We start from the raw sequence: 24,127 nt of genomic DNA, 5'->3' as shown, positions 1-24,127 counted from the left end.
TCACCTGGACGGCTGATCCGGATGAAATCATCGCCGCCGTCAGGCGTGGGCACCAAGCGTTAGATTCGATCCACTAGCCCGCTTCGCTGAGCAGCGCGGTTTTCGCTCCGGTCCCCTCGATCCGCTTCTTCTGCTTGGCGATCTCGGCGGCCATGAAGTCCATGAAGGCGCGCACCCGGGCGGACTGGCGCAGGTCCGGATGGGTGAGGAGCCACAGGCCCGCGGCGAAATCCGCGTTGACGTCCGACAGCCGCACGAGAGTGGGGCTGGGATCGGCAATGAAGCAGGGAAGGGGGCCGATGCCGGTCCCGGCCTCGACCGCCTCCGAGAGGCCGAGCACCGTATTGACCTTGTAGACGATGTTCTCAGGCGCCACGTGCTCGCGCACGAAGCGGGCGACCTTCAGGGTCGCCAGGTTGTCCCCTAGCGCGACCCAGTGCCGGTCGAAGAGATCGGCCAGGGTGACGTCTTCCGGTCCCTGCACATCGGGAAAGTCCGCCTTCCTGCCATAGATCGCCCAGGCGATGGTCGCGACCCGCCGCCCGACCAGGGTCTCGGGCGGGTCGTCCGTGGCGCGGATCGCCACATCCGCATCGCGCTTCGAGAGGTTGAGCGCCTGATTGGCGAGAACCACGTCGAGCCGCATCTCCGGGCAGGCCGTGATGAAGCGGGCGAAGATCGGCGTCAGCAGGTGGACGAGCAGGGTGTCGTTGGTGGTGACGCGCAATTCACCGGCAGGCGCGACGGCCTGGCCGGCGAGCTTGCGGGTGAACGCCGTGACGTTCTCTTCCATCTGCTCGGCCAGCGCCGTCATTTCCTCGCCGGCCGTCGTCAGCACATAGCCGGTCCGGTGCCGCTCGAAGAGCTTGACCCCGAGGTTCTCCTCCATCTGGCCGAGACGCCGGAAGACCGTCGAGTGGTTGACTCCAAGGCGTTCGGCCGCGCCGGCCAGTCCATTGGCTTCGGCGATGATCTTCACGAGCCGGAAGTCGTCCCATTCGAGATGCTGCTGCTTGGACATGGGTTTGCATTCACGCAAGAGAGGCCCTGCATATCTAGCACTGGTTTTGCAGGGGAGAAAGCTTATCCTCTTGGATGTCCAACACCCGCAGGGCAGTGCAGCTCTGGTCTCTCGTGAAGAGTGGCTGGGTAACGGCTGGCCTGCGTCTCAATCAAACCAATTGGAGTTCACATGACCAAGGTTCTGGTTCTGTATTATTCGTCCTGGGGGCACATCGAGCAGATGGCCTATGCCGCTGCCGAAGGCGCCCGCGAGGCCGGCGCCGAGGTCGTCGTGAAGCGCGTGCCCGAGCTCGTGCCCGAGTCGGTGGCTCAGGCCGCCCACTACAAGACCGACCAGAAGGCTCCGGTTGCGACCGTCGAGGAACTGCCGGAATACGACGCCATCATCTTCGGCACGCCGACCCGCTACGGCACCATGACGGCGCAGATGAAGAACTTCCTCGACCAGACAGGCGCTCTCTGGGCGCAGGGCAAGCTGATCGGCAAGGTCGGATCGGTCTTCACCTCGACAGCCACCCAGCACGGCGGCCAGGAAGCCACCATCCTCACCACGCTGCCGGTGCTCCTGCACCACGGCATGGTGATCGTGGGTCTGCCCTATTCCTTCGCCGGTCAGTCGGGAGTCGACCAGATCCGCGGCGGCTCGCCCTACGGCGCCTCCACGATCGCCGGCGGCGACGGCTCGCGCCAGCCGACCGAGATCGATCTCGACGGCGCCCGCTTCCAGGGCCGGCACGTGGCCCAGATCGCCGCCAAGCTCGCGGCGAAGTAAGAAAATACCTTACGTCATGGCCGGGCTCGTCCCGGCCATCTCGATTGGAAGAGCGCTGCGCCTCTCGCATCGGGATCACCGGCACAAGGCCGGTGATGACACGGTGTGGTTCGATCAATCGTACGGAGCAGTTACCGCTCCGCCGCGGCGCGCCTCAGGCGGTCGTTGATGGCTTCGCCCAAGCCCGTCTCCGGGATCGGGCTCACCGCAATGGTCGCGGCTCCCGAGGCGTCGAGCTGCCTCAGATAGGAAAACAGACGAGCGGCGGCCTCCACGAGGTCGCCGTTTTTGCTGAGGTTCAGGGTGATGCGCGCTGCATCCGCGCCCTTCGGAGTCTCGTGGCCGAACAGCATGACGGCTTCACCGGCCTCGATGCACTCCGCATTCAGGCGCACCTGCGCCCGCGGTGCATAATGGGAGGCGAGCATGCCGGGAGCCAGGGGGCTCGGGCCGCCTTCCGGTCCGGCCTCAAGCTGCATGCCGATCAGCGCCTCGATGGCTTCCCGCGGCACGCCGCCCGGGCGGAGCAGGCGAGGCGCACCGCCGAGGCATGCCACGATGGTCGACTCGACGCCCACCTGGGACACTCCACCGTCGAGCACCGCATCGATCCTTCCATTGAGATCGCCCAGCACATGATCCGCATCGGTAGGGCTCACGCGCCCCGAGCGGTTGGCGGAGGGCGCCGCGACCGGGCGGCCTGTCGTCTGCAGGAGCGCATGGGCGAGCGGGTGAGCCGGCACGCGCAGACCGACGCTGTCGAGACCGGCGCGGGCGAGGTCGGAGATGGTGCAGCCGGGCGCCACCGGCACGACCAGGGTAAGGGGACCGGGCCAGAAGGCCTCGGCAAGACGCCGGGCCGTCCTGTCGAAGAGGCCCTGCCTCTGAGCGGATTCGAAGCTGTCCAGGTGGGAGATCAGCGGGTTGAAGCTCGGGCGCTCCTTGGCGGCGTAGATGCCGGCGACCGCTTGCGCATCCGTGGCGTCGGCCCCGAGGCCGTAGACCGTCTCCGTCGGGAAGGCTACGAGGCCGCCACGGCGCAGGATCTCCGCCGCGCGGGCAAGGCCGGCCTCATCGGACGTCAGACGCTCCGTTTGGCGCATTGACCCAAGATCGTTCACGTCTAAACTATTCCTTGCCCGTTGGGAAAATCCCCTTGCCGGGCGGGTTTAACGGCGCGAGAACACGCGTCAATATGAAAAGCCTATACGCTTAAGAGGAACCGCCCATGACCTACAGCGCGCCCGTCCCCGACATCGTCTTCACCATGCGGCATGTGGCAGGCCTCGACCGCGCCGTGGCGGACGGCGTCTACGGCGACCTCTCCACGGACTTGGCCGAGACCATCCTGGAGGAGGCGGGCCGCTTCGCCAATGACGTGATCGCACCCCTCAACCGCGAAGGCGACAAGCACGGCGTGGTCCTCAAGGACGGCGTCGTCACCACCGCTCCAGGCTGGAAGGAGGCCTACAAGGGCTGGACGGAGGCCGGATGGAACGCGCTCCCCGGCCCGGTGGAATACGGCGGCCAGGGCCTGCCGACCCTGCTGAATTCCGCTTGCGTCGAGATGTGGAATGCCGCCTCCATGGCCTTCGGCATCGGACCCGTGCTCACCATGGGGGCCATCGAGGCGCTGGTCCAGCATGGTACGGAGGATCTCAAGAGCCGGTATCTCGAAAAGCTCGTTTCCGGCGAATGGACCGCCACCATGAACCTCACGGAGCCTCACGCGGGCTCCGATCTCGCGGCCCTGCGCTCCCGCGCCGAGCCGGTGGGTGACGGCACCTACAGGGTCACGGGCCAGAAGATCTTCATCACCTATGGCGAGCACGACCTCACCGACAACATCATCCACCTCGTGCTCGCGCGTCTGCCGGACGCACCCGCCGGCACCCGCGGCATCTCCCTGTTCCTCGTGCCGAAGTTTCTCCCCGACGGCACTCGCAACGACGTGCGCTGTAATGGGATCGAGCACAAGCTCGGCATCCATGCCTCGCCCACCTGCACGATGATCTTCGGCGACAACGGCGGCGCCGTCGGCTGGCTCGTCGGCGAGGAGAATCGCGGCCTCGCCTGCATGTTCACGATGATGAACAACGCCCGCCTCGCGGTGGGCCTGCAGGGCGTGGCCATCGCCGAGCGCGCCTATCAGCAGGCCCTCGGCTATGCCAACGAGCGCAGGCAGGGCCGCGCCATCGGGGCTGCGGAAGGCATGAGCCCGATTGCCGTGCATCCGGACGTGCAGCGCAACCTGCTGACCATGAAGGCGCTCACCGCCGCGGCGCGCGCCATCTGCTACATGACCGCGGAAGCCATCGACCGCGCGCATCTCGAACAAGATCCTGCGCGACGAAAGAAGGCGCACGAGCGTGCCTCCCTGCTGACCCCGGTCGCGAAGGCATTCTCCACCGATATCGGCATGGAGGTCGCGTCCATCGGCGTGCAGGTCCATGGCGGCATGGGCTTCATCGAGGAGACCGGCGCGGCGCAGCATTTCCGCGATGCGCGGATCGCGCCGATCTACGAGGGCACCAACGGCATCCAGGCCATCGATCTCGTCACCCGCAAGCTGCCGCTCTCCGGCGGCGAGACGGTGCGGGCGCAGATCGCCGCCATGCGGGCCACGGTCGCGCGCCTTCTCAAGGAGAGCTCGCCCGCTTTCGGCGCGACCGCGCCGCGCCTGCGTGATGCCATTGAGAGCCTCGACCGGGCGACGAGCCACCTGCTGCAATCTCTGTCGTCGAACGCGCAGGGAGAGGCGCTTGCCGGCGCAACGCCGTACTTGCGGCTCTTCGCTCTCGCGCAGGGCGGGGCCGCCCTTGCCGAGATGGCGCTTGCGGCGAATGCGCAGGCTGCCGGCGGCGACACGGATCCGGCCCATGCCGGCCGGATCGCGCTCTGCCGCTTCTTCGCCGAGAACATCGCGGTGGGCGCGAAAGGCCTTGAGGAAACGGTGATGAGCGGTGCAGGCTTCCTGCAGGACGCAACCCTGGCACTCGCGAGCTGATCCCATGAGCCTCAACGGAAAAACCCTCTTCATCACCGGCGCCTCGCGGGGTATCGGGCTCGCCATTGGCCTGCGCGCAGCTAAGGACGGCGCGAACGTGGTCATCGCGGCCAAGACCGCCGAGCCGCATCCGAAGCTGCCGGGCACGATCTACACGGCCGCGGAGGAGATCCAAGCGACTGGCGGCAAGGCGCTGCCGCTGGTGGTCGACGTGCGCGACGAGGAGGCGGTGAAGGGCGCGATTGCGAAAACCGTCGAGACCTTCGGCGGCCTCGACATCGTGGTCAACAATGCGAGCGCCATCAGCCTCACGCCGACGCCGCACACGGACATGAAGCGCTTCGATCTGATGCATCAGATCAACACGCGAGGCACCTACATGGTGTCGAAATACGCCATCCCGCATCTGGAAAAGGCCGAGAACCCGCATATCCTCATGCTCTCGCCGCCGCTGGACATGAGCGAGAAGTGGTTCGCCCCGCATCTGGCCTACAGCATGGCGAAATACGGCATGAGCCTCTGCGTGCTGGGGCTTGCGGGTGAGCTGCGGGGCCGGGGCATCGCCGTCAACGCGCTCTGGCCGCGCACCACCATTGCGACCGCTGCCGTCAAGAACCTGCTCGGCGGAGATGCCCTCGTGCAGGCCAGCCGCACGCCGGAAATTCTGTCGGACGCAGCCTATGCGATCTTCCAGAAGCCCTCGAAAAGCTTCTCTGGCCATTTCCTCATCGACGATGTCTTCCTGCACGGGGAGGGCGTGACCGACTTCGAGAAGTACCGGGTCGATCCGACACAGCCCCTCGCGCCGGACTTCTTCGTGCCGGACGACACGCCGCCTCTGTCATCCTTGGGTTGAGATTTACTATTCACTGTTATTCTAGCGTTTACAGACTCTCCTCCCCTTGTGGGGAGGAGTTGGAGGTGGGGGTGTGAGCGATAGCCTATCAAGGTGTGGCGCCGGCACCCCCACCCTGGCCCTCCCCACAAGGGGGAGGGGAAAAGAGCGGTCGTGAAGGGGCAAGAACGCGCATGATTTTGATCCACAGGCCTGCGCAGGCGACGGGACCTGCCGGTCAGTCCCTGGACCGTTACGTCCTGCCGCCGGGAACCCCCATTCCTGACGATGCCCTGTGGATCGACCTGATCGAGCCGACACGCGAGGAGGACAAGCTCGTCGAGGCTCATCTCAGCATCGAGATCCCGACCCGGGAGGAGATGGCCGATATCGAGCCGTCCGAGATCCTCTACCACCAGAACAATGCGCGCTACATGACGGTGCGCGTCCTGTGCAGCTCCGAGACGGATACGCCCAAGCTCATCGACGTGTCGTTCATCCTCACCGAGCGGGCGCTCGTGACCGTACGCTACGGGGAGCCGCGCTCCTTCAGCATGTTCATGGCCCGTGCGGGCAAGCCCGGCGGGTGCCGGCATCAGCCGGAGGCCGTGCTCGACGGCTTGGTCGAGACCATTATCGACCGCGCGGCCGAAATTCTCGGCACGGTCGGCTCGCGCATCGATCGCCTGTCCCAGGCGATCTTCGAGAACGAGCGGCAGGGGGCCAAGCGCGCCGCATCCTACCGGGCCGCCCTGAAATCCATTGGCCGCAAGGGCGACATCATCTCCAATGTGCGCGAGAGCATGGTGTCGGTGGAGCGCATGCTGCTGTTCTTGTCTGCCAGCATGCCCCGGCCGCAGAAGACGGCGGGCTATCAGGCGGAATGGCGCACGGCCCTGCGCGACGTGCAGTCCATCGAGGAGCACGCGACGTTTTTGTCCAACAAGATCCAGTTCCTGCTCGATGCGACGCTCGGCCTCGTCACCATCGAGCAGAACGACATCATCAAGATCTTCTCGGTCATGTCGGTGATCTTCCTGCCGCCGACCCTGGTTTCATCGCTCTACGGCATGAACTTCAAATTCATGCCCGAGCTCGAATGGGACTTCGGTTATGCCTGGGCCATCACCCTCATGATCCTCGCCGCTGCGCTGCCCTATCTGTACTTCCGCTGGAAGCGGTGGCTGTGATGCGGCACCATTGTCATTCCGGGGCGCACCTCTAGTGCGAGCCTGGAATCCATAACCGCTGACGCTGCAGAATCAGGTGTAATGCTACTCGCACTTATTGAAACGTCGTGTTTATGGATTTCGGGCTCCGCTGCGCGGCCCCGGAATGACAGTGGTCAGTGAGCAGAGGGGGAGGCAAGTCATGTGCGGGCGCTATTCCATCAGCTTGGCCCCAGAAACCTACCGGGAGTTCTACGGCTACTCGGAGCAGCCGAACTTTCCTCCGCGCTACAACGTGGCTCCCACGCAGCCCGTGCCCGTCGTGCTGGAGGATCGGGGCGAGCGGCATTTCATGCTGGTGCGCTGGGGCTTCCTGCCCTCCTGGGTGAAGGACCCGAAGGACTTTCCGCTGGTCATCAACGCCCGCGGCGAAACCCTGCAGACGAAGCCAACCTTCAAGGCGGCCCTGAAGCGCCGGCGCTGCATCTTCCTCGCAGACGGCTTCTATGAATGGCGGCGGGAGGGGAAAGAGAAAACACCTTTCCTGATCCGCCCGCGCACCCGCGGGCCGATGCCGCTGGCAGGCCTGTGGGAGACCTACAGCAGCCCGGATGGCGGCGAGATCGACACGGCTGCCATCGTCACCACGGATGCCAACGGCACGCTGTCCGCCGTGCACGACCGCATGCCGGTGATCCTGTCGCCCGACGACATCGCCGGCTGGCTGGACGTGCGGGACGAGCGCGCCGACGTGATGCGCCTCGTGCGGCCATGCCCGGACGAGTGGCTCGACATGGTGCCGGTCTCGAGCCGCGTGAACAAGGTCGAGAACGACGATGCCAGCCTGATGGAGCCGCTGGCAAAGCTGGAGCCGGCCCCCGTGCCGGAGAAGAAGCCCAAGGCCAAGAAGCCGCTCTCCAGCGACGAGGACGAGCAGGGGAGCTTGTTTTAGTCGCGCCTTTCCCTCCCCGCAAGGGGGAGGGAAGCGCGCTCACCGCCGCTTCTTCACTACGTCTTTTCGCAGAATGCCGACGACTTCCAGGTGCGGCGAGTGCTTGAACTGGTCCACCGGGACGACGCGCTCCAGGCGGTAGCCGCCAGCCATCAGGATGGATGCGTCGCGGGCGAAGGTGGCGGGATCGCAGGAGACGCTCACCACGAGCGGCACTTTCGACACGGCGATCTGCTTCACCTGTGCCTCGGCACCCGCGCGGGGCGGATCGAGCACCACCGCGTCAAAGGCGTTCAGTTCCGGCGTGAGCAGGGGACGGCGGAAGAGATCGCGGGCCTCGGTCGAGATCCGACGAAGACCCGGCGTCGCGCGGAACGCCTTGTCGAGAGCCGCCGTCGAGCCCTTGTCGAACTCGACCGCATGAACCTCGGACTTTTCCGCAAGCCGCAGGGAGAAGGGTCCCGATCCGGCGAACAGATCGGCCACGCGCTTGGCTTTCGCGCAGGCTTCCGTGACCAGGCCGGCGAGCACCTCCTCGCCGAGTCGCGTCGCCTGCAGGAACGAGCCGGCTGGCGGAACCACGGAGGCGCGGCCCATGAGGATCGCGGGCGGACGGCGCTCCACGACCACATCGCCGTGGATCGACAGGCGCGAGAGATCGAGCCGGGCCGCGAGATCGATGAGGCTCAGGCGCTCCGCGTCCTTCATGGGACCATGCCCGCGCACATCCACGTCGAAGCCGGTCTGCGTCTGCGTGATCTGAATGTCGAGCGGCTTGCGGGCGGCCTTCAGGTGCTCGCCGATGGCGCGCGCGATCCCTGGCGCCCCTTCCTTCAGGCCGGGCGCCGCGATGGGGCAGAAGGCGATCTCGACGATCTGGTGGCTGCGGGGAGCCATGTAGCCCACATGCATGGCGCGATCGGGAAAGCGCACGTGCAGCGTTACCCGTCGCCGGCCCTCGCCATGGGCGTCGACGAGCGGCTCGATGGGCGCCTCGATCCGCGCTTGGCTTAAGGTATGGGCGAGGATCTCCTGCTTCCACGTCCGATAGAAGCCGTGCTTCATGTGCTGCGTGGCGCAGCCGCCGCAGACATCGAAATACGGGCAGAACGGCGTCTCGCGCTCGGGCGACGGAACGTCGACGCTGACGAGACGCGCATGCGATCCGTCGCGCTCGACCGTGACGGTCTCGCCTGGCAGCACCTTCGGCACGAAGAGGGAGTCGGAGGCGCTCTCCGCAATCCCGTCGGCTTTCGCGCCGAGGCGCCTGATGATGACCTGTTCAGCCAATGCGGGCTCCCAACAAAAACTCGCGATTTCCATCCCCGCCCTCGATGGGCGAGGGGATGAGCCCCATGACCTCGAAGCCGAGGGAAGACACGAAGGCTCTCATATCCTCGCACACGGCGCGATGCACGGCCCCATCGCGCACGATTCCCTTCTTCACGTGATCGCGCCCGGCTTCGAATTGCGGCTTCACGAGAACAGCCAGCTCGGCCCGTGGTTTCAGCAGGGCGACGGCAGCCGGCAGCACCAGCTTGAGCGAGATGAAGCTCACATCCGACACGAGAAGATCCGCCTTCTGCGGAATCAGATCCGCACTCAGCGACCGGGCATCCGTCCCTTCCAGATTGGTCACGCGCGCATGGCCGGCGATGGTGGGGTGCAACTGGCCGTGACCGACATCCACCGCATAGACATGGGCCGCGCCCCGGTTCAGCAGCACCTCCGTGAAGCCTCCGGTGGAGGCGCCGACATCGAGGCAGACCTTGTCCTTCGGATCGATCTGGAAGAGGTCGAGGGCGGCTGCGAGCTTCACGCCGCCGCGGGAGACGTAAGGATGCGGCTGCTCGGCCGTGATCACCGCCTCTTCCGGCACCGAATCGGATGCCTTGCGGACGACGGCGCCGTTCACGGTGACGAGGCCGGCGGAAATCGCCTCCTGGGCCCGGGCGCGGCTCGCGAAGAAGCCGCGCTCGACCAGAACCACATCGGCGCGTTTGCGGGTCATAACGAAAATGTGCGCTTTGTCACGGCGCAACCCTCTCTATCTGCTTAGGCGTATCGCTGGGGAAACAGCTCAGCTTGGCTCCTGAATCAAGGTGCATCGGAGGAAACATGCCAGTCATCAGTCGTCGCAACCTTATCATCGGAGCTGCCGCTCTCGGCGTCAGCTGTGTCGCGTCCCGCGCCTGGGCGCAAGCCCCGTCGGGTCCGTTCAAGCTCGATCCCTTGCCCTATGCGCCCGCCAAGAACGAGCCGCATATCGACGCGCAGACCATGGAGCTTCATCATGGCAGGCACCATGCCGCCTATGTGACCAACCTCAACACGGCGCTGTCCCAGAATGCCGAGGCGGCCAAGATGCCGCTGCACGAGATGCTGGCGAAGCTCGGCGAGCTGCCCGAGTCGATTCGAACGGCCGTGCGCAACAACGGCGGCGGCCACGCCAACCACACCATGTTCTGGCAGATCATGGGCGGATCGGGCGGCGAACCCTCGGGAGAGCTCAAGAGCGCCATCGACAGGGATCTCGGCGGCTTCGTGAAGTTCCAGGAGGATTTCAATGCCGCCGGAACGCGACAGTTCGGTTCGGGCTGGGTTTTCGTGACCGTCGCCCGCGACGGCAAGCTCGGCCTGGTGGCCAAGCCCAACCAGGACACGCCCCTCATGGACGGGCAGCGGGTCCTGATGGGCAACGACGTGTGGGAGCACGCCTATTATCTTAAATACCAGAACCGCCGGCCGGACTACCTGAAGGCATGGTGGAACGTGCTCGACTGGAGCCGGATCGGCGAGCGCTACGCGGCCGCAAAGGCCGGGACGCTGACGATTTAGTCAGGAATGCCACTCTCTCCGTCATCACCGGCCTCGTGCCGGTGATCCCGGTTGCATGAAGCGCTGAGCTTCACAGCATCGGGATGGCCGGGACAAGCCCGGCCATGACACGGCGAGTGCTCAAGCCCTGACCTTGCGGGTTTCTTCCTGCCCAAGTGCCTCGAACACCTTCGTCACGATGCTCGCTGCATCGAGCCCGGCCTTGGCGTACATGCGCTCCGGCTTGTCCTGGTCGAGATAGACGTCGGGCAGGACCATGGAGCGCACCTTCAGGGTGCCGCGGTCCAGGGCACCTTTGTCCGCGAGCAGCTGCAGCACATAGGAGCCGAAGCCGCCGACGGAGCCTTCCTCGATGGTGATCAGCACCTCGTGGTCGCGCGCCAGCCGCAGGATCAACTCCTCGTCGAGGGGCTTGGCGAAGCGGGCATCGGCCACGGTGGTGGAAAGGCCACGCGCTTCAAGCTCCTCGGCGGCCTTCAGGGCCTCAGAAAGACGGGTGCCGAGGGACAGGATGGCGATGCGGCTGCCCTCCTTCACCACACGGCCCCGGCCTATAACCAGCGGCACGCCCTGCTCAGGCATGTCGACGCCCACGCCCTCGCCGCGCGGATAACGGAAGGCGATGGGGCCTGAATCGTAGGCCGCGGCGGTGGCCACCATGTGGACGAGTTCGGCCTCATCGGCCGCCGCCATCACCACCATGTTGGGCAGGCAGCCGAGATAGGCGACATCAAAGGAGCCTGCGTGGGTCGGCCCGTCCGCACCCACGAGGCCCGCCCGGTCGAGGGCGAAGCGCACGGGCAGGTTCTGGATCGCCACGTCATGCACCACCTGGTCGTAGGCACGCTGCATGAAGGTGGAATAGATCGCGCAGAACGGCTTGTACCCCTCCGTGGCCATGCCCGCCGCGAACGTCACCGCATGCTGCTCGGCGATGCCCACGTCGAAGGTGCGGGTGGGGAATTCCTTGCCGAAGTGATCGATGCCCGTGCCGGTCGGCATGGCGGCCGTGACGGCGACGATCTTGTCGTCCCTCGCCGCTTCCTTCGCAAGACTCTCGCCGAAGACCTTGGTGTAGGCGGGGGCATTGGCTTTGGCCTTGGTCTGCGCGCCCGTCACCACGTCGAAGGTGACGACGCCATGATACTTGTCGGCCGCCTCTTCCGCCGGCGCGTAGCCCTTGCCCTTCTTCGTCACCACATGGACGAGGATCGGGCCGGTCTCGGAGTCGCGGACGTTCTTCAGGATCGGCAGCAGGTGGTCGAGGTTGTGCCCGTCGATGGGGCCCACGTAGTAGAAGCCCAACTCCTCGAACATGGTGCCGCCGGTCCAGAATCCGCGGGCGAATTCCTCAGCGCGCTGTGCCTTCTCGTAGATGAATTTCGGCAGCTTCTTGGCCAATTGCTTGGCGGTCTCGCGCAGGCCCCGATAGGCGCCGCCGGAGACGAGGCGGGCGAGATAGGACGACATGGCGCCGGTGGGCGGCGCGATGGACATGTCGTTGTCGTTGAGGATGACGATGAGGCGCGAATGCATGGCGCCGGCATTGTTCATGGCCTCATAGGCCATGCCGGCCGACATGGCGCCGTCTCCGATGACGGCGATCACATTGTTGTTCCTGCCCTCCAGATCCCGCGCCACGGCCATCCCGAGGCCTGCCGAGATCGACGTGGAGGAATGGGCGGCGCCGAAGGGGTCGTATTCGCTCTCCTGGCGCTTGGTGAAGCCCGAAAGGCCATCCGCCTGGCGCAGGGTGCGGATCCGGTCGCGGCGGCCGGTGAGGATCTTGTGAGGATAGGCCTGGTGGCCCACGTCCCAGATCAGCCGGTCGCCGGGGGTGTCGAAGACGTAGTGCAGGGCGACTGTCAGCTCGACCACACCCAGTCCAGCCCCAAGGTGGCCGCCCGTGACCGAGACCGCGCTGATCGTTTCCGTCCGCAGCTCATCCGCCACCTGGCGGAGCTGGCTCTCTGGCAACCGGCGCAGATCGTCCGGGGTCTTGATGGTGTCGAGGAGGGGTGTATGCGTTGCGCTCACGTGGTCACCAGAATGCACGGTTTCCTTCACCGGGAGCCCCAGCCTGGAAGCGCCGCAAGGGTAGGAAACAAACCATCAGGAGATGGATGCCAGAAAGACTGTCCTGTATCCCGAACCGGGACGAGGCCTATCGGTTCTGGGAAACTCCATCACCGCCCGAGTGACATATGCGGTTGCTTCGCTTCAAAAGCAACTCGCGGCCGGGGAGGTCCGGGCCCGGCAAGACTTGAATCCTTTGCCGGCTCGGGGTTCACCCAGCCTGCAACCAGGTTCGGGTACGGTCCTGCGGCCATTGACCTCGCAGCAGGTGATCCACCGACGTTGCACTATCCCGAGGCGGTCAGTCCCGTCACCGATCGGTCTGGCGTCAGGTGCGCTTCTGAGCGGTCGAGGACCGATTCCTCTTCCTGTTCGGAGCCGTTCTGGCGGATGCTGAAGAGGGCGGCCACGAGAGCGAGAGCCGCGATCCACCAGCCCTGCCACGCTCCATGGCTGACAAGCGCGATCGCGCTCGCGCACATGAGCGCGCTGAGCCCCATGCGACGCGTGCTGACGGGCTGTTCTGAAAGGCGTCTCATCCCCCAGAAGGTGAACCAGGACAGGATGAGTGCTCCCGGCACACCCAGCTCTACCCAGACTTGAAGGTAGGCATTGTGAGGATGCCCGGTTCTCAGAGGGCGTCGGAGGCCACGCTCGACCTCCTTCATGACGGGATGGTCTTTCATGGCGGCCGTCGACGCAAATCCCGTTCCGAAAGCAGGATGTTTTCGAGCCACCGCGCCGAATGCCTGCCAGATCTCGATCCGTTCTTTGGAATGCCCTGCCTTGGTCAGTTCGATCAGGCGCGGGGGTGTCAGGTTTGCTACGAGATCGCCGAATACGGGCTGGATCCAGATGAAGCCGAGAAGTCCGACGATCAAGATGCGGCCGATCCGTTCTTGAAAGAAATAAACCAACATCAGCGTGCCTGCCGCAGCCACAAGCCCGAGCTTCGCCGCTTCGCTGGCAGAGATGGCAGTCAGGAGCGTCATCGCCGACAGCAGGATAAGAGCCAGCTTTTTCCTGTTGCAGAGCAAAGCCCATGACAGAACAGGCCAAAGGAGCAGGAGGAGCGTGACGACCGGCCTGTTGTGAACATAGGACCCAAGCCTCCCGCCGTAGGCCTGCCTCAGCGGGGAGTCGAGAAGGAGCTCAAAGGCAATCAGCCCTGCGGCGACCAGCATCGCTTTGGCGAGAGCTTTGAACAGCCAGCCGGGTGGCGGTGCCATCCGCCATCTTAGGATCAGGACAGCGCTTGCGAAGATCGGGATGACCGCTTCTCCCAGCGCGAGAAAGGCGGCCTCCGGCCTGATGGTCCACATCAACGAGAGGAGGGCATACGCAACGGCGCCAACGAGCCCGATGAAAGCGCCCGTGTGCATTCGTCTCAGGGGCGACAGAAAAGAAGCGCCGTTCCCGGACACGAAATAAGCAGCCGCCATGAAAACAGCCGCGCAAGAGAGGAAAAGGGGAGACGAGCGGTTGGCCAGGGCCATGGCAACCGGCAGCGCGACGATGAACCCATGCCCGATTACATCGAGTTTCTGACTGAGAATGATTTTTTTGCTAAGCTGAATGGATGCAATCATGATGACTGGGTGTAGATCGACGGCTGAATATCATAGCCGTGTTCTGCCGGTGGACTAATCGTCCCACGAGGAGACTCATTCCTTGAGCACGAACTCTGTGTTCAGGGAATCAGGCCTTGAGGCAACTCTATTGCACAAGGCCCGGCTGGTTGGCTATGAATTTCTGGAATCTGCCTCGCCGGATCACCCTTCTACATCCAGCGGAGCCGTGCCCGACGCGGCTCCGTCCGGTCCGATGGTGATCTTCTCGATCCTGGCTTCGGCCTTCTTCAGCAATTGCTCGCAATGCTTCTTCAGGGCCTCGCCGCGCTCGTAGATCGCAATCGAATCCTCGAGAGGCACGTCGCCGCGCTCGAGGCGCCGCACGATCTCCTCGAGCTCGGCCAGGGCCTTCTCGAAGGGGAGGGTCTTAATGGAGGCGGTATCGGTCATGCGGCTATCCGTCAGATCTCTGGTCCAGGGCATCGGACCCAAAAGTGGAATGCACTTCTGGGGCTTATCCGATGCCCCCTTGTTTGCATAGCGCATCGTATGGTTCGGAAAAACTGGGTCCGCTTCTCCGCACGATGCGCCGGCAATGTCACGATGGGATTGCGGCATTGCTGGGTCGATGGGCGAGGAGTCTCTGATAGACGAGACCGATGCCGATGAGAACAAGGCCGAGGCCAATAAACGACAGGGCGCGCATGACGCCCTCCAGATTGGCAAGGTCGACGATGAACACCTTGAGCACCGCCAGCACGAGATACGCCGCGGAAGCCAAGCGGGCAAAGCGGTTGTCGCGGACCAGCCCCAGGCCGAGAAGCAGGATGCCCGTGACCAGCAGGGCGACCGAGTAGCTCCATTGCTCGCCCTGGGCGAAGCCGCGCCAGAACGCCAGCTCGGGTCCTGCGGCAATCCGTCTGATCTCGAACCCGACATAAGCGGAGAACAGGAGCAGGCTCAAGACGGCCGAGGACAGGCTGTAGAGGCGCGGCCTTGCCCGCCGCTCCACCAGGGCCAGTCCGGCGGCCAGCAGGCAAGGCAGCAGATAGGCCGGGATCAGGGCATTGAAGAGCAGCCCGCCCAGGATGGTATCATCTGTCAGGAGCGGGTTCTCGACCAGAAGGAGACCGCCGGCGCAGAGCGCCAGGGAGGCGATCTTGAAGATCAGCGAGCCCCAGCGATAGACCGGATCCCCGCGCCTGAGGTCGAGGCGCGTCAGGAGAATGGCGAAGACGAGGCTCTCCGTCGCCAGCAGGCCCGCCTCCAGGAGGCTGAAATCCTGAGCCAGCGGGTTGCCGGCGTGAAGGGCGTGCCGGATCTCGAAGAAGACCAGGAAGGCTGCAAAGACGAGCCCCAGGCTCTCGGTCAGCTGGACGATTCTGTCCCGCCCGGATCGCTCCAGGAGCCGGCTCGCGGCGAGAAACGCTACTGCTGGAACGCCATAGCCCCAGAGGAGCCAGTTGATCAGGATCGGTCCGGGGTTGCCCTCCACAATGGTCGGGTTGCCGATCAGGCGCCCCAGAACGATCAGGCCGATGGCGCCGACCGCGTAGCGCAGGGCGGGCAGGGCTGCTCTCTCGGCGACCCAGGCCGTGCCCAGGGCCGTCAGGGCGAAGGCCACCGTCAGCATTCCCTTGTCGAGGGCGAAGGTCAGGCCGAGGGAGAGGGCCGCCAAGGCAGCCGAAGCGGCGGCCCCGAGGGCCAGCCGGATCGGAGCGCTGTCCGTGGCGTCCTGTCGCCAGAGCCAGCGGACAACCGCCACGAAGGCGAGGGCAACCCCGCCGGCGATCAAGGCGAAGGACAGGCTCCGCTCCAAGGCCGCGACCCGCCAATAGGCAGCCACGAGGGCGAGCAGCGGACCGATGGCCGCCGCTCCCGCATACCAGGCCGCTGCAGACAGGCGCAGGTCCGGCGATCGCGCCAGCCGGAAGAGGGCAGCGCCGGCAATGGCCGCGGGAGCGAGGAGCGCCAAGCCGAGATAGACTTCGAGGGCGTGGGGACGCACCGCAAAGAGATCGCCGCTCTGGTAGAACAGGTTTTCAGGCGCGCCGCCGAGATCGGCCTGGATCGGCCAGACCAGAAGGGCGCCGACGGTGGTCAGGACCGCCCAGGCGGCAGCCGGAGCCCCCGTCGCGAAGCGGATCCCGGTCGCCAGCAGGAGGAGCGAGACGGCGGCAACGAAGATCGCGCGCCCATCACCTGCCGCGACTGCGCTGGAGGCCGCGACAGCGGCAACCGCGAATGCCAGGAGCACGATGCTGGCGGCCCGATCAATCCTGCTCTCGGCATCGGAAATCCGGCGGTAGGGAAGGGCCACCAGGAAGCAGGCGGCCAAGCCCGCCTGGATCACCAGATGCACCATGGCCGGCAGGGCATCCGACGCGTCCAGGACGAAGATCAGGAGCGTCCAGATCAGCACCCCGGCGGCGGCCGCGAGCGCGAGCCAGCGCCACAGGCGCAAGCGTGCGACCCCGTAGGCGGGCAGCACCACGAATGCGAGGTAGATCACCATCGCCCAGGGCTGCGGCTCGTCCGACGAGACGAGGAGCGGGCTCCCCATGGCGCCGAGCAGGCCGAGCGCGGCCAGGATCGGGCCGTGCAGGGTGGATGCGATCATGGTCAGGGCTGCGATCAGGCCCAGGGTCACGAAGGTGGCGGCCGGGCCGATCAGGCCGTAGAGGGCATAGGCCGCGTAGGCAGCCGCAAAGGCCCCGCACGTGCCTGCCGCCGTCAGGATGCTCGGAACGTCCGCGCCGGGAACGCCGGGCAGGGCGAGGCCGCTCTCCCGGCGCCGCAGCCATTCGCCGGCCCCGATCAGCGCGAGGGCAAACAATCCGCCCAGGGCGATGCGGGTGGCTGGGCTGAGCAGGTTCTGTTCGATGGAATAGCGGACGAGGAAGATCCCCCCGAGGGCGAGAGCCACGCCGCCGACCCAGACGGCCCAGCGGGAGCCGAGATTCTCCTCGAAACCGCGGCCGCGAGGAGCCGGTTGCGGGGCTGGCGCCTGGATGGCGGGAACCGATCCCGCCGGCCGGAGCGCTTCGGCTATCGGATCCAGGGACACATCCGGCGCGGGAGCCGTTTCGGCAGGAGCCTCCGGCATGGGTGCAGGAGCCTCCGGCATGGGCGCCGGAGCCTGCTGCTCCGCTGAGGCGGTCGGCCCTCCCTGGGCCTGAGCCAGGCGCAGCTCGCTTTCCAGAGCCGCGACGCGGGCCTGGAGGAGCATCAGCCTGCTTCGGGTTGAGAGGCCGAGAACCAGGCCCGCGATGGCGCAGGCCGGAATGCTGAGGGCCAGCAGGACAAAGAAGGGAATTTCCAAGGGACGATCCCGGTTTTCGTGTCGGGCTGACCGTCCAATCCGGAATCGGCTAGCTGCCGCCAAGCTGTACCATGAAGGGCGCTCCCTCCATAGCCTCGGCCCCGCGCCCGATGCTCCGGATCGCATCGACCATCCGGCCCCGGCGGCCGAGAATGTCGTCGGCCAGGGCGACGAACCGGGCATTCGGGGTGGCGCTGGGGGATGCCGCGCGCAGGGCAAGGGCGATGGCTGTCTCGTCCCGCTCCGGGGCGAGGGCGCAGGCCGCGATATAGGCGGCGGCCGTCGACCGGCTGATCCCGGCCCAGCAGTGAAGGACGAGAGGGCCCTCGCGGTCCCAGGCGCGGACGAAGGCGAGCAGCTGCTCCATGTGGTCCGCGCCCGCCAGTACGTGTCCCTCGAGCGGCTCAACGATGTCGCTGACGCCGATGAAAAGATGACGCCCGGCCGCGATGCCCGTGAGGCGCGGCACCTCGGCGCCGGCTCCCATGAGGCTCACCACATGGCTCGCCCGGGTCTCGAGAACGGTATCGTGCAGGCGGGAGAGGGGACAGACGTGCAGGGTCGGCATGGGCTTGGTCTCGAAGGTGGCAAAGAGGCTTACACGATTCGGATTGACGATGCCGTGAAACAAACTCTGCCCTCACCCTGAGAGTCTGGCCATAAAGCCATGTGCTCCGTTTTCCTCCCCCTTGCGGGGAGGGGTGGGGGTGGTTTGCCTGGGTGAGACATCTCCGTCATGGCCGGGCTTGTCCTGACCATCTCGATGCTATGAGACTCAGCGCTGTTCGGATCGGGATCACCGGCACAAGACCGGTGATGACGTGGTGGGGAAGGCCTCGCTGATAGGCATCAAGCGCAGCGTTCCGACTTTGCGACCCTCTCCCGGCCGCTGCGCGGCACACCCTCCCAGCAAGGGGTGAGGGAAACACCGGCTGCTCTCTTGATGAGCCAGACTCTCAGGACAAGGTAGAGTGTTTAGGGTGGGCGGCGTCAAATCGCCAGCGCCGCCGTGACCTTCCGGTGATAACACTCCTCGGCCTGCGCGACGGGCCATGGCTCCAGAAGGGCCAGCACCGCGCGGGGCAGGGGCTCGGGCCGTCCGAAGAACTTGATCGCCTCCTCGCGGGAAAAGCCCGCGAGATGGGTCGCCTCGAGAAACGCCGCCTGTCGGTCCGCCTGCTTGATGAAGCGCTTGAGCGCGGCTGCGGGCTGGGCAGGCAGGCCGAAATGCAGGTGGATCGCCGCAAGGAGGCCAGCCTCGATCGCCTTGTACGCGTCGCCGATCACCGCCTTGAAGGGCGAGATGATGTCGCCGATCACGTATTCCGGCGCATCGTGCAGGAGCACCGCAACACGCCACTCCCGCGACATGTCCGGGTTGATGTGGCTCGCGATGGCCTCCACCAGCAGGGAGTGCTGCGCGACGGAGAAGATATGCCCGCCTACGGTCTGCCCGTTCCAGCGGGCGACGCGGGCGAGCCCATGGGCGATGTCGTCGAGCTCCACATCGAGGGGCGACGGATCGAGCAGGTTGAGGCGGCGGCCGGAGAGCATCCGCTGCCAGACGCGCGGCTCCTTGGCCATCAGTGCGTCTCAGCCAAGACGGCGCACTCGGCATGGCGGAAGCAGCCGGTGAGGTGATCGTTCGTCATGCCCACCGCCTGCATGAAGGCATAGACGATGGTGGGACCGACGAAGTTGAATCCTTCCGCCTTCAGGGCCTTCGAGATCTTGCGGGAAACCTCGGTTTCGGTGGGCACGTCCTTGCGGGTTTTGAGCTTCGGCTGAACCGGCCGGCCATCGACGAAGTCCCACAGGAAGCGCGAGAAGCCGCCGCGCTCCTGGATCGCGAGCCAGGCGCGAGCGCCCGCAATCGTCGCCTCGATCTTGGCGCGGTTGCGCACGATGCCCGGATCGAGCATCAGCGCCTCCACCTGCGCCTGATCGAACCGGGCGATCACGGCAGGATCGAAGCCCGCGAAGGCGCGGCGGAAATTCTCGCGCTTGCGCAGGATGGTGATCCAGGACAGGCCCGCCTGGAAGCCGTCGAGAATGAGCTTCTCGAAAAGCGCGCGGTCGTCGAATTCCGGCACGCCCCATTCGGTGTCGTGGTATTCCAAATAGAAGGGATCCGTGCCGGGCCACCAGCAGCGTGCTTTGTTGTCGGGATGCAGGATCAGTCCGTCGCTCATGGGACCTGTGTAGCGGGAGTGCCGGCAAACGGGAAGATGGGTTTCTGACGTCAGGAGGCAGACCTATCAACCTCTGACCTCATCCTGAGGAGAAGCCGACAGGCTGCGTCTCGAAGGATCTTCCAGAGAGCACTGAATCCTCCTTCGAGACGGTCGCTTCCGCGACCTCCTCAGAATGAGGTCGGTGGGTGAAAGCACGGTTTACAGCCGGATTTTCAGGACGACAGCCGCTTCCGGAAGTACACGACCCGCTCCGTCTCCTCGAAGCCCAGGGCTATATGCATGCTCTGCGAAGCGGTGTTGTCGAGGAGGACGTCGGATGCGAACTCGCTGCAGCCGAGGCTTCTCGCCCAGCGCTCGACTGCGCGGCACAGCAGCCGGGCGAGCCCCTTCCCGCGGTGCTCCGGCTGCACGTAGATTCCTTCGAGAAAGGCCACCGGTGAAGTGGCGCAGCCGTTCACGTAATCGTGGCGCAGCGCCGCTTCCGCGAAGCCAGCCGGCGTGCCGTCGGGCAGGCGGACGAGAAGCGCGATGGCTTCCTTCTGCTCCCAGAGCATGGCCTGCGCCTCGGAGCGGTGATCTTCCTTCGGGCCCTCGGGCCACAGGGCATGCCGAAGGGCAACCCATTCCTCAAGCGTCTGCAGCACGCAGGGCTCGACGCGGGGTTCAAGATTGTCGGCCACCGGGCAAGGCTCCTCGCGCATCAACCAGATCCGCCATGTGCCGCGAGGCGTCGCCCTGCGCGAGGCGCAGGCCCGCTGACACGCCCTGGCGGTCGGCCTCCGACCGGTTCTGGCTCACCTTCCACTTGCCCTCGATCCGGGTGATCTCGATCTCGATGCCGACGATTCCCTTGAGCTGCGCCGCCACGAAGGGAGCCGGCGCGTCGCCCACCGTCCAGGGCTCCGGCCGAGCGGCCTCCTGCCCGTCGGTCATGGCAGTGATCTGCCGGAGGAGCCAGTCCGGATCGTCGATGACGCGCATGCGGCCATAGGCCTGCACGATGGCGTAGTTCCAGGTCGGAACCACCTTGCCGTGCTCGCGCTTGGCCGCATACCAGGACGGGGTGATGTAGGTCTCGGGCCCCTGGAAGACCACGAGGGCTTCCTGCGAAGGGTCGAAGTCCTGCCACTGGGAGTTGGCCCGCGAGAGATGGGCCTTGAGGGTTCCCAGCGGCGAGGCGGAGGCGTCGAGCACGAAGGGAATGGGGTTGGCCGCGAGCCCCGTGCTGCCCAGGGTCACCAGAAGTCCGAGCGGATGGGCCCCGATGAGGGCGTGCTGAACCTCGAGGCTGTCCTCGCGAAAGTGGGGTGGCTGATACATGGCATTCCCGGTCCGATTGTTCGGGGATGCTAGCGGCAAGCCTTAAACTGCACCAATCAAAATTGCCGATACCGTCCATCACGCACGGCGATGGCCTTCATGCTCAGGACCGGAGCGTCCGCAGCTTGTCTGCGAGCTCGGTCCAGCGGTACGGCTTGCTGATGAAGGAGACCCCCGCGCCCAGGCCTTCAGTGGGCAGGGCCGACATGGGATAGCCTGACGCCAGCAGGATCTTGAGGCCCGGCCTCATCTCGCGGGCCTTGCGGGAGAGTTCGACACCGTTCATGCCGTTGGGCATGATCACGTCGCTGAACATCACGTCGATCGAGGCGTCGCCGCCCAGAACCGCGACCGCCTCCTGGGCATCCGTGGCGGTCAGCACGTCGTAGCCGAGGCTGTCGAAAATGTCGCTCGCCACTTCCAGCACGGCGGGCTCGTCCTCGACGATCAGCACGGTGCCCGCACTGTCACGGGCCGGCTGTAACGTTTCGCCTTCGTCCTCCACGGCCTCCTCCCCGTTATCCTGGGCCGGCAGCAGCATGGTGACCTTGGTTCCCTCGCCCTCGGCGCTGTCGACCTTGATGTGCCCGCCCGTTTGCGTCACGAAGCCATAGACCTGGCTCAAGCCCAGGCCCGTTCCCTTGCCGATCTGCTTCGTGGTGAAGAAGGGCTCGAAAACGCGGTCGAGGATGTCGGGCGCCATGCCTGAGCCCGTATCCTCCACCACGACGGAGACGTAATAGCCGGGCTCAAGGTCGGATGACGGCCGGTCGTTCTCCCTCAGGGTCGCGTTGGTCGTCGTGATCTTCAGCGCCCCGCCCTCGGGCATGGCGTCCCGCGCGTTGACGATGAGGTTGAGGAGGGCCGCTTCGAATTGCGGCCCGTCGACGGAGATCGACCTGATCTGCGGCGACAGCGCGAGATGCAGCTTCACCAGTTCGCCGCAGGCCCGGCGCAGGATCGCTTCGAAGCCTTCGATCAGCGCATTGGGATTGTGCAGGCTGGGCTGCAGGGGCTGGCGCCGGGCGAAGGCGAGGAGCTGCTGGGTCAGCTTCGCGCCCCGTTCTGCCGCACGCTGGGCACTCTCGATCAGCCGCATGTCGCGGGCGTCGCGGGTGTTGCGGGTGAGAAGATCCAGGTTGTTGACGATGATGGTCAGGAGGTTGTTGAAGTCGTGCGCGACGCCGCCCGTGAGCTGCCCGACGGCCTCCATCTTCTGCGACTGGAACAGAGCGGCCTGCGCCTGGGCCAGAGCCTCCTGGGCCTTCCGACGTTCCGTGATGTCACGGGTGATCTTGGCGTAGCCGATGAGCTCGCCCATGTCGTTGCGGATGGGATCGATGACGACGCTGGCCCAGAAGCGGGTGCCATCCTTGCGCAGGCGCCAGCCCTCGGCCTCGAACTTGCCCTCGCGGGCCGCCGTCTCCAGCGCACGCCGGGGCAGCTCGGTCGCCAGATCCTCATCCGTGTAGAAGCGGGAGAAATGCTGGCCGAGGATCTCGTCCTCGGTGTAGCCCTTGATGCGCTGGGCGCCGGCGTTCCAGTTCGTCACGCGGCCCTGCGGGTCGAGCATGTAGATCGCGTAGTCGGTGACGCCCTGGACCAGGAGGCGGAAGCGCTCCTCGCTTTCCTTCAGAGCCTCCTGGGCCTTCTTCCGCTCCGTCAGGTCGCGGGTGATCTTGGCGTAGCCGATGAGTTCGCCACGCTCGTCGCGAATGGGGTCGATGACCACATGGGCCCAGAAGCGGGTGCCGTCCTTGCGCAGGCGCCAGCCCTCAGCCTCGAACTTGCCCTCGCGGGCCGCCGTCTCCAGGGCGCGCCGGGGCAGCTCGGTCGCCCGGTCTTCATCCGTGTAGAAGCGGGAGAAGTGTTCACCGAGGATTTCGTCCGGCGTGTAGCCCTTGAAGCGCTGGGCGCCGGGATTCCAGCTCGAGACGATGCCTGCCGGATCGAGCATGTAGATCGCATAGTCCGTCACAGCGCCGACAAGAAGCTGAAAGCGCCCTTCCTGCGACGTCGAGCCGATACCTTGCAATGCACCCATGGACGATTCCCCAGCAGACCCGGCCCATGCGTTTTGCTTCGGCACCTTGGCGGGGTCGATTGAACGTAACGTTTCCGTGAGGTCTTGGTTCCTCCGAAGCTTGGCTATTTTATTTCTTGGGACATTGGTCCCGGCTTGTCCGGGAAGGCAAACCTCGCCCAGGAGGGCTTTTCCAGCTGTACGGGAATACCCCCGGCCCTGATGGTCGTGCCGGACTCCAGCGCGTCCTGCGCCCGGTCGAGGCGGATCATCAGGAGGCCGCGGCCGTTGGCGCCGGTGCCGGTCTTGCCCAGAAGCTTGCCTCCGGCCATGACCTCGACGCCGAGATCGGCCGCGAAGCCGCCCTCGTAGAGGGCCGGCACGATGCGGGTGCGGGCCGTGCCCCGATGCTGCATGCGGGAGACCACCTCCTGGCCCACATAGCAGCCCTTGTCGAAATCGACGCCATGGAGCTGATCCATCAGGGCCTCGTGCGGGAAGGCATCCCCGAACAGGAAGTCGCGCCCGCCCTCGGGCACGCCATGCGCAATGCGGTGGGCGTGGTAGTCTTCCGCCGCGTCCTTCCCGAACTCCGCTGCATCCTCCGCCGCCACGATGGCGCGCCAGCCCAGAGCCGGCAGGCGCGGATCCTCGGCCACCAGCCCGGCCTCGTCGTCCGGTCGCGGCGCATCCCAGCCGGCGAGGACGGCAAGAGAGCCGGAGAGATCCTCCACCACGACCTTCGCCCGCAGCTTGTAGAAGCCGAGGCGCTTGGCGAGATCGGGCGCGTAAACCTTCAGCGCGTCGAGATAATAGGCGCCGCCGATGTCCTGCGGCGCCTGGAAGACCAGGAAGTCGAACAGGATCTTGCCCTGGGGCGTCAGCAGGGCGCCGAATCGCGCAGCCTCGGAGGTGACGCGGTCCAGGTCGCAGGTGATGAGGTTGTCGAGAAAAGTCTTGGCGTCCTCGCCCGAAACCCTTACCACGCCCCGGTCGGCCAGATGGACTGACGGCATATGCCCCG

21 protein-coding genes are annotated in these 24,127 nt (G+C 65.8%); 6 read left to right on the top strand and 15 right to left on the bottom strand.

Features of this window, described 5'->3' with window-relative positions; translation table 11 throughout:
* Positions 1-73: 73 nt before the first annotated feature.
* Positions 74-1,021: a LysR family transcriptional regulator gene (locus tag AC0QTX_RS12930; protein WP_474604231.1), complete on the bottom strand. Its 948-nt coding sequence runs from the start codon at positions 1,019-1,021 to the stop codon at positions 74-76.
* 171 nt (positions 1,022-1,192) lie between these two features.
* Here AC0QTX_RS12930 and wrbA point away from each other — a divergent pair, with 171 nt between their 5' ends.
* Entirely contained in the window at positions 1,193-1,795 is a 603-nt protein-coding gene (gene wrbA, locus AC0QTX_RS12925; protein ID WP_474604230.1) for an NAD(P)H:quinone oxidoreductase, read from the top strand.
* A 131-nt stretch (positions 1,796-1,926) separates the two neighbouring features.
* Here the strand turns inward: wrbA and AC0QTX_RS12920 are convergent, their stop codons facing one another.
* Complete coding sequence (locus AC0QTX_RS12920) at positions 1,927-2,916, bottom strand: L-threonylcarbamoyladenylate synthase (RefSeq protein ID WP_474604229.1); 990 nt, start codon at positions 2,914-2,916, stop codon at positions 1,927-1,929.
* Between the two features lie 107 nt (positions 2,917-3,023).
* Between AC0QTX_RS12920 and AC0QTX_RS12915 the strand changes: the two genes are divergently transcribed.
* From AC0QTX_RS12915 to AC0QTX_RS12900, 4 genes are all read left to right on the top strand, one after another.
* Positions 3,024-4,802, top strand: a complete 1,779-nt coding sequence (locus tag AC0QTX_RS12915) for an acyl-CoA dehydrogenase (protein ID WP_474604228.1) — start codon at positions 3,024-3,026, stop codon at positions 4,800-4,802.
* Between the two features lie 4 nt (positions 4,803-4,806).
* Complete coding sequence (locus AC0QTX_RS12910; protein ID WP_474604227.1) at positions 4,807-5,658, top strand: SDR family oxidoreductase; 852 nt, start codon at positions 4,807-4,809, stop codon at positions 5,656-5,658.
* A gap of 173 nt (positions 5,659-5,831) precedes the next feature.
* Positions 5,832-6,827 carry a magnesium transporter CorA family protein gene (locus tag AC0QTX_RS12905; protein WP_474604226.1) on the top strand — a complete coding sequence of 332 codons (996 nt, stop codon included), beginning with the start codon at positions 5,832-5,834 and terminating at the stop codon, positions 6,825-6,827.
* A 181-nt stretch (positions 6,828-7,008) separates the two neighbouring features.
* On the top strand, positions 7,009-7,758 hold the full coding sequence (locus AC0QTX_RS12900; protein ID WP_474604225.1) for an SOS response-associated peptidase: 750 nt from the start codon (positions 7,009-7,011) through the stop codon (positions 7,756-7,758).
* Positions 7,759-7,797: 39 nt separating this feature from the next.
* Here AC0QTX_RS12900 and AC0QTX_RS12895 read toward each other — a convergent pair whose 3' ends face one another.
* Positions 7,798-9,081 (bottom strand): class I SAM-dependent RNA methyltransferase, encoded by a 1,284-nt coding sequence (locus AC0QTX_RS12895; protein ID WP_474604224.1) that lies wholly within the window; start codon positions 9,079-9,081, stop codon positions 7,798-7,800.
* Positions 9,041-9,769, bottom strand: a complete 729-nt coding sequence (locus AC0QTX_RS12890; RefSeq protein WP_474604223.1) for a TlyA family RNA methyltransferase — start codon at positions 9,767-9,769, stop codon at positions 9,041-9,043. The genes AC0QTX_RS12895 and AC0QTX_RS12890 overlap by 41 nt, the downstream gene beginning before the upstream one ends.
* A 107-nt stretch (positions 9,770-9,876) precedes the next feature.
* Between AC0QTX_RS12890 and AC0QTX_RS12885 the strand changes: the two genes are divergently transcribed.
* Positions 9,877-10,596 (top strand): superoxide dismutase, encoded by a 720-nt coding sequence (locus AC0QTX_RS12885; protein ID WP_474604222.1) that lies wholly within the window; start codon positions 9,877-9,879, stop codon positions 10,594-10,596.
* Positions 10,597-10,716: 120 nt separating this feature from the next.
* Here AC0QTX_RS12885 and dxs read toward each other — a convergent pair whose 3' ends face one another.
* The 11 genes from dxs to ygfZ all read right to left on the bottom strand — a co-directional run bounded on the left by dxs (position 10,717) and on the right by ygfZ (position 24,119).
* Positions 10,717-12,633 carry a 1-deoxy-D-xylulose-5-phosphate synthase gene (dxs, locus tag AC0QTX_RS12880; RefSeq protein ID WP_474604221.1) on the bottom strand — a complete coding sequence of 639 codons (1,917 nt, stop codon included), beginning with the start codon at positions 12,631-12,633 and terminating at the stop codon, positions 10,717-10,719.
* 326 nt (positions 12,634-12,959) lie between these two features.
* Entirely contained in the window at positions 12,960-14,261 is a 1,302-nt protein-coding gene (locus tag AC0QTX_RS12875) for an O-antigen ligase family protein (RefSeq protein ID WP_474604220.1), read from the bottom strand.
* 183 nt (positions 14,262-14,444) lie between these two features.
* Positions 14,445-14,693, bottom strand: coding sequence for an exodeoxyribonuclease VII small subunit (locus AC0QTX_RS12870; protein ID WP_474604219.1), 249 nt, complete (start codon positions 14,691-14,693; stop codon positions 14,445-14,447).
* Between the two features lie 148 nt (positions 14,694-14,841).
* On the bottom strand, positions 14,842-17,565 hold the full coding sequence (locus tag AC0QTX_RS12865) for a DUF2339 domain-containing protein (protein WP_474604218.1): 2,724 nt from the start codon (positions 17,563-17,565) through the stop codon (positions 14,842-14,844).
* A gap of 49 nt (positions 17,566-17,614) precedes the next feature.
* Positions 17,615-18,133, bottom strand: a complete 519-nt coding sequence (locus AC0QTX_RS12860) for a tyrosine phosphatase family protein (protein ID WP_474604237.1) — start codon at positions 18,131-18,133, stop codon at positions 17,615-17,617.
* A 422-nt stretch (positions 18,134-18,555) separates the two neighbouring features.
* The gene (locus AC0QTX_RS12855) at positions 18,556-19,149 is read right to left on the bottom strand and encodes a YfbR-like 5'-deoxynucleotidase (RefSeq protein ID WP_474604217.1); all 594 of its coding nucleotides are present in this window, start codon (positions 19,147-19,149) and stop codon (positions 18,556-18,558) included.
* Positions 19,149-19,757 (bottom strand): DNA-3-methyladenine glycosylase I, encoded by a 609-nt coding sequence (locus AC0QTX_RS12850; RefSeq protein WP_474604216.1) that lies wholly within the window; start codon positions 19,755-19,757, stop codon positions 19,149-19,151. The genes AC0QTX_RS12855 and AC0QTX_RS12850 overlap by 1 nt, the downstream gene beginning before the upstream one ends.
* A 215-nt stretch (positions 19,758-19,972) precedes the next feature.
* Positions 19,973-20,461: an aminoglycoside 6'-N-acetyltransferase gene (gene aac(6'), locus AC0QTX_RS12845; protein ID WP_474604215.1), complete on the bottom strand. Its 489-nt coding sequence runs from the start codon at positions 20,459-20,461 to the stop codon at positions 19,973-19,975.
* A complete protein-coding gene (locus AC0QTX_RS12840; protein WP_474604214.1) occupies positions 20,424-21,080 on the bottom strand; it encodes an FMN-binding negative transcriptional regulator in 657 nt (218 codons plus the stop codon). The genes aac(6') and AC0QTX_RS12840 overlap by 38 nt, the downstream gene beginning before the upstream one ends.
* 103 nt (positions 21,081-21,183) lie before the next feature.
* Entirely contained in the window at positions 21,184-23,124 is a 1,941-nt protein-coding gene (locus tag AC0QTX_RS12835) for a hybrid sensor histidine kinase/response regulator (protein ID WP_474604213.1), read from the bottom strand.
* 104 nt (positions 23,125-23,228) lie between these two features.
* Entirely contained in the window at positions 23,229-24,119 is an 891-nt protein-coding gene (gene ygfZ / locus AC0QTX_RS12830) for a CAF17-like 4Fe-4S cluster assembly/insertion protein YgfZ (protein WP_474604212.1), read from the bottom strand.
* Between the last annotated feature and the right edge of the window lie 8 nt (positions 24,120-24,127).

This window comes from Microvirga sp. jy35, assembly GCF_056148915.1.
Note: the sequence above shows the minus strand (reverse complement) of the source record. Positions and strands in the feature narration are given on the sequence as shown.